Source organism: Pandoraea sp. B-6 (genome assembly GCF_000282835.1).
GTDB classification, from domain to species: Bacteria; Pseudomonadota; Gammaproteobacteria; order Burkholderiales; family Burkholderiaceae; genus Pandoraea; species Pandoraea cepalis.
In genome coordinates, this window is the sequence record NZ_KB290560.1 from 86920 (window position 1) to 93416 (window position 6497).

The window sequence follows — 6497 nt, forward strand, 5'->3', positions numbered from 1 at the left end:
GGGCGCTGGCTGCCCGCATGGCGCCGGGCAGCGACATTTCGAGCATGAGTCCACCGGCCGCAAGCGCCGAGGTCTTGAGAAATACTCGGCGCGTCAGGCCGGCGAAGTCGCCCACGGCGACGCCAGGGCGCGGGGAAAAGCGAAGTTCACGCATGGGTATCTCCTCGCCTCAGGCCAGCGACGCCGCAGCGTCTTTGATCGCCGCACGAATGCGGGCGTAGGTGCCGCAACGGCAGATGTTGCCGGACATTGCGGCGTCGATCTGTTCGTCGTTGGGCTGTTTGTTCTCGCGCAGCAACGCCGTGGCGGACATGATCTGGCCGCTCTGGCAGTAGCCGCACTGGGGCACGTCGTGCTTGACCCAGGCGTTCTGCACAGCACGCCCGACGGCGTCCGCCCCGACGTTTTCAATGGTGGTGATGGCCTTTCCCGCGACGGCGGAGACCGGGGTGATGCAGCTTCGGATGGGCGCACCGTCGAGATGCACGGTGCACGCGCCGCACAGCGCCATGCCGCAACCGAACTTGGTGCCGGTCATGTTGAGCGCGTCGCGCAGGGTCCAGAGCAGGGGAGTGGCCGGGTCGACATCGACCTGCACGACACGGCCGTTCAGTTGAAACGAGACCATAGAGACACCTCTTGACGGGTGGAGAGACCGGGGATCGGCAAAACATACTCCCATTCGGTGAAAGTTTCAGCGCAGGCGTGTGTCATAAGTCGTTGTATCCATTCGGATATAGCGATCAGCAGGAAGGTCGGCGATAGGGCGGGAATGCGAAGGGGCCGGCGCTCGTGTAGGGGCGGTCAACGCGGCAGTGAACGCGCCGGAGCGTCGGGAAGGAGGGGAATCTCGCGCCTCGCGGCGAATTCGGCGCGGTGCCGACGTGTTGCGGTGCAATGAAGTACAATTCTGGCTACATTCCCCTACCAACCTGTTCCCAAGCCGGAAGAAAGATCTGGGCATGCGCACGAACTGCCTCACCCCCCTGTGTTTCTACGCGATGATCGGACACGATTCGTCATCGACGTCTTCGCACGGCAGTCGTCGATCTCGTTGACCGCAGATCGTCTGTTGCCGGCCCGCGCGCACCCGTCGCGCTTGCCGCCGGCATCCATTGCGCTTACCCGATTTTGACTTTCGGCGCGTCTCGCGAGACGAACGCCGACGGCGGATGCACCGCCGCATTGACGAGCCCGACAAGATGAACGCACCCTTGCCCGCCTTCGAGCCGCACGACGCCAAGCATGCACTCGCCGCCCAGCCGCCGCGACTGCGCGAGATCCCCTACAACTACACGTCGTTTTCGGACCGCGAAATCGTCATGCGCCTGCTGGGCGCCGACGCCTGGCACATCCTCGACGAACTCCGCGCGGAGCGACGCACCGGCCGCTCGGCCCGCATGCTCTACGAGGTACTCGGCGATATCTGGGTGGTTCGCCGCAATCCGTATCTGCAAGACGACCTGCTCGATAATCCGAAGCGCCGCAAGCTGCTGATCGACGCGCTGGACCATCGTCTGAACGAGATCGACAAGCGTCGCCGCGCGGATGTGGCCGCGAACGCCGATGCGAACGGCCGCGAACGCGCCGCCCGTGTGGAGCAACTGGAGGTGGCGGCACGCCGCGCCGTGGCAGACTTCGCCGAGGAGTTCGCGAAGATGGCCGAGCTGCGCCGTCGCGCGAAGAAGGTGCTCGGTCGCACGACCGCGCATGACAACATCAAGTTCGACGGTCTGTCGCGCGTCTCGCATGTGACGGACGCGACGGACTGGCGCGTGGAGTACCCGTTCGTGGTGCTCACGCCGGACAGCGAAGCCGAAATGGCGGCGCTGGTGAAGGGGTGCTTCGAGTTGGGACTGACGGTGATTCCGCGCGGAGGCGGCACCGGCTACACGGGCGGCGCGATTCCGCTCACGCCGTTCTCGGCCGTGATCAATACGGAAAAGCTCGAGCAGCTCGATGAGGTCGAGTACTCGGCGCTGCCGGGCGTCGACGAACCGGTGCCGACGATTTTCTCGGGCGCCGGCGTGGTGACGCGTCGCGTGGCCGAGGCCGCCGAGCGGGCTGGTCTGGTGTTCGCGGTCGACCCGACGTCGATCGACGCATCGTGCATCGGTGGCAACGTGGCGATGAACGCCGGTGGCAAGAAGGCCGTGCTGTGGGGCACCGCGCTCGATAACCTCGCGTGGTGGCGCATGGTCGACCCGCAGGGCAATTGGCTCGAGGTCACCCGCCTCGATCACAATCTCGGCAAGATTCACGACATTCCGGTCGCTCGCTTCGAGTTGACGTGGTTCGACGGCAATTACGCCCCGGGCGCCGTGCTGCTCAAGACGGAAAAACTGGACATCGAAGGCAAGCGTTTCCGTAAGGAAGGGCTCGGCAAGGATGTGACGGACAAGTTCCTCGCCGGTCTGCCGGGCATTCAGAAGGAAGGCTGCGATGGTCTGATCACGAGCGCGCGCTGGATTCTGCACAAGATGCCCGCGCACACGCGCACGGTATGCCTGGAGTTCTTCGGCCAGGCGAAGGAAGCGATTCCGAGCATCGTCGAGATCAAGGACTACATGTTCGCGCAGACGGCGGCCGGCGGCGCGATTCTGGCGGGCCTGGAGCATCTGGACGAACGCTATCTGCGCGCCGTGGGCTACGCCACGAAGTCGAAGCGCAATGCGTTCCCGAAGATGGTGCTGATCGGCGATATCGTTGGCGACGATGACAACGCCGTCGCTCAGGCGACGTCGGAAGTGATTCGCATGGCCAACGGCAAGAGCGGCGAAGGTTTCGTCGCGGTGTCGGCCGAAGCCCGCAAGAAGTTCTGGCTCGACCGCTCGCGTACCGCCGCCATCGCGCGCCACACCAACGCCTTCAAGATCAATGAAGACGTGGTGATTCCGCTGCCGCGCATGGGCGAGTACACGGATCACATCGAACGCATCAACATCGAGCTGTCGCTCAAGAACAAGCTGCAACTGGTCGATGCGCTCGAAGTCTTCTTCGACGCCGGCAATCTGCCGCTGGGCAAGACGGATGACGCGAACGAGATTCCGTCGGCCGAACTGCTCGAAGATCGCGTGCAAACGGCACTCACGCTGCTGCGCGACGTGCGCGCGCGCTGGGTGTTCCTGCGCGATCATTTCGAACTGCCGCTGGCCGAAGCGATTCCGCTGCTCAACCGACACGGCGTGCGCGACCTCAACGTGGCGCTCAACGATCGGCTGAGCAAGCAGCCGCAAACCCGACTCATCGACTTGCTGCAGGATCGTACGGTGCGCGTGTCGTGGAAGCAGGAGATCCGCGGAGAACTGCGCAAGATTTTCTCGGGCGCGGAGTTCAAGCCGATCCTTGAGGAAGCGCAAGCGATTCACAAGCGCGTGCTGCACGGCCGCGTGTTCGTCGCGCTGCACATGCACGCGGGCGACGGCAATGTGCACACGAACATCCCGGTGAACTCGGATAACTACGAGATGCTCCAGGATGCGCACAAGGCGGTGGCACGCATCATGGCCATCGCCCGTTCGCTCGATGGCGTGATCTCGGGCGAACACGGTATCGGCATTACCAAGCTGGAGTTCCTGACGGAAGCCGAGATCGGCGAATTCCGCGCGTACAAGCAACGCGTGGATCCGGAAGGGCGCTTCAACAAGGGCAAGCTGCTCGATATGCCGGAACTGCCCGCCGACCTGCGCAATGCCTATACGCCCAGCTTCGGGCTGATGGGGTATGAGTCGCTGATCATGCAGCAGTCGGATATCGGCGCGATCGCGGACAGCGTGAAAGACTGCCTGCGCTGCGGCAAGTGCAAGCCGGTGTGCGCCACGCACGTGCCGCGCGCGAACCTGCTTTACAGCCCGCGCAACAAGATTCTCGCAACGTCGCTGCTCATCGAGGCGTTTCTGTACGAAGAGCAAACGCGCCGCGGGGTGTCGATCAAGCACTGGGACGAGTTCAACGACGTGGCCGATCACTGCACGGTGTGCCACAAGTGCGTGACGCCGTGTCCGGTGAAGATCGACTTCGGCGACGTGACGATGAACATGCGCAACCTGCTGCGCAAGATGGGCAAGAAGAAGTTCAATCCGGGCGCGGCCGCCGGCATGTTCTTCCTGAACGCGACGAACCCGGAGACGATCAACATCACCCGCAAGGTGATGATCGACTGGGGTTACAAGGCGCAGCGTTTCGGCGCGGACGTCTTCAAGAAGCTAGCGAAGAAGCAGACGGCACGTCCGCCTGCAACGGTGGGCAAGCCGCCGCTGCGCGAGGAAGTGATCCACTTCGTCAACAAGAAGATGCCGGGCAACCTGCCGAAGAAGACGGCGCGCGCACTGCTCGACATCGAAGACAACAAGGTCGTGCCGATCATTCGCAATCCGAAGACCACCACGGTCGATTCGGAAGCGGTGTTCTATTTCCCGGGCTGCGGCTCGGAGCGCCTGTTCTCGCAGGTCGGGCTCGCCACGCAGGCGATGCTCTGGCATGTGGGCGTGCAGACGGTGCTGCCGCCGGGCTATCTGTGCTGCGGGTATCCGCAGCGCGGCTCGGGGCAGGGCGAGAAGGCCGAGAAGATCGTGACGGACAATCGCGTGCTGTTCCACCGCATGGCGAACACGCTGAACTATCTCGATATCAAGACCGTGGTCGTGTCGTGCGGCACTTGCTACGACCAGCTCGCGGGCTATGAATTCGAGAAGATATTCCCGGGCTGCCGCATCGTCGACATCCACGAATACCTGCTCGAGAAGAACGTGAAGCTCGAAGGCGTGAACGGTACGCGCTACATGTATCACGACCCGTGCCACACGCCGATCAAGACGATGGATCCGGTCAAGCTCGTGAACGAGTTGATGGGCAGCGAGCACGACGGCTACAAGATCGAGAAGAACGATCGGTGTTGCGGTGAGTCGGGCACACTGGCGGTCACGCGTCCGGACATCTCGACGCAGATCCGCTTCCGCAAGGAAGAGGAGATGCGCAAGGGCGCGGCGAAGCTGCGCGCGGACGGCAAGGTCGAGGACGTCAAGATTCTGACGAGCTGCCCGTCGTGCCTGCAAGGGCTGTCGCGTTATAACGACGACGCCGACATCACGGCGGACTATATCGTCGTGGAGATCGCCAAGCATGTGCTGGGTGACGAGTGGCTGGTGGACTACGTGAAGGATGCGAACCACGGCGGCATCGAACGCGTGCTGGTCTGATGGCCCGCTCGGGGACGCGGCCGATGCCTGACCGACGGACCATGGAGGCGGCATGGGGGTAGTCCTCACCGCGCTGATCCTGCTGTTTGTGGTGGCGCTGACCGGCGTGCTGGTCAGCTACGTCAAAGTTCTGCCGGTGCCGATCGTGCAGATCGCTGTGGGCGCCGCGCTCGCTTTTCCGGGCGCGGGGCTGCACATCGATCTCGATCCGGAGATCTTCTTCCTGCTGTTCATCCCGCCGTTGCTCTTCGCCGACGGCTGGCGCATGCCCAAACGCGAGTTCTGGCACCTGCGCGTGCCAATCGTCGCGATGGCGCTCGGCCTGGTGATCTTCACGGTGCTCGGCGTGGGCTATTTCATCCACTGGATGATTCCGTCGATTCCGCTCGCCGTGGCGTTCGCGCTCGGCGGCGTGCTCTCGCCAACCGATGCCGTGGCCGTCTCCGCCATCACCGCACGCCTGCAGATGCCCACGCGCCTCATGCACGTGCTCGAAGGCGAGGCCATGATGAACGACGCATCGGGCCTGGTCGCGTTCAAGTTTGCCATCGTGGCCGCGACCACGGGACTCTTTTCGATCGGTAACGCCACGTTCTCGTTTTTCGTCATCGCGCTGGGCGGCTTGCTCGCCGGCTGGGCCGTGACGTGGCTGTTCACGCAGTTCCATCGCCGCGTGATGGCGGCGTCCGCCGAAGAGCCGGCGACGGTCGTGCTGCTGCTGTTGCTCATGCCGTTTGCGGCCTATCTGCTGGCCGAACATTTCGGCTTCTCGGGCATTCTCGCGGCCGTGGCCGCCGGCATGACGGTCAGCTCGACCGATCTGCTCAATACCCGCACCGCCACCCGCATTCTCGGTAACGGGGTGTGGTCGATGCTCGAATTCGTGTTCAATGGCGCAGTGTTCGTGCTGCTCGGCCTGCAATTGCCTGACATCGTGCGTGCCGCGTTGCGGCCCGGCGAGCCGCATTGGGGAACGCTGCTCAATCTCGGCGAACTGATGGCCTACGTCGGCGCGATTTCGGCGGTGCTCATCGTGCTGCGCTTCTGCTGGGTGTGGGTGGCGTGGCGCGTGATGTATTTTCTCGGTATGCGACGTGGCGAAATCACAATGAAGCCCGGCATGCGCTTCACTGGCGTGACGGCCCTCTCGGGCGTGCGCGGCGCGGTGACGCTGGCCGGTGCGCTCTCGGTGCCGCTGGCCCTGCCGGGCGGCGCGCCGTTTCCGGGACGCGATCTGCTGATTTTCCTGGCCGCCGGCGTGATTCTGCTCTCGCTTGTCGGCGGCAGCCTCGGTTTGCC

Annotated in this window: 3 protein-coding genes; 2 read left to right on the plus strand and 1 reads right to left on the minus strand. The window is 63.9% G+C overall.

The window, feature by feature from the left end; all coding sequences use genetic code 11:
• Nucleotides 1-169 precede the first annotated feature (169 nt).
• Nucleotides 170-628 (minus strand): (2Fe-2S)-binding protein, encoded by a 459-nt coding sequence (locus tag A985_RS0122105; protein WP_017235561.1) that lies wholly within the window; start codon nucleotides 626-628, stop codon nucleotides 170-172.
• A 574-nt stretch (nucleotides 629-1202) separates the two neighbouring features.
• Between A985_RS0122105 and A985_RS0122110 the strand changes: the two genes are divergently transcribed.
• Entirely contained in the window at nucleotides 1203-5198 is a 3996-nt protein-coding gene (locus tag A985_RS0122110) for an FAD/FMN-binding oxidoreductase (RefSeq protein WP_026132288.1), read from the plus strand.
• Nucleotides 5199-5250: 52 nt separating this feature from the next.
• On the plus strand, nucleotides 5251-6497 hold a 1247-nt coding region (locus tag A985_RS26625), incomplete at its 3' end, for a Na+/H+ antiporter (protein WP_039830684.1).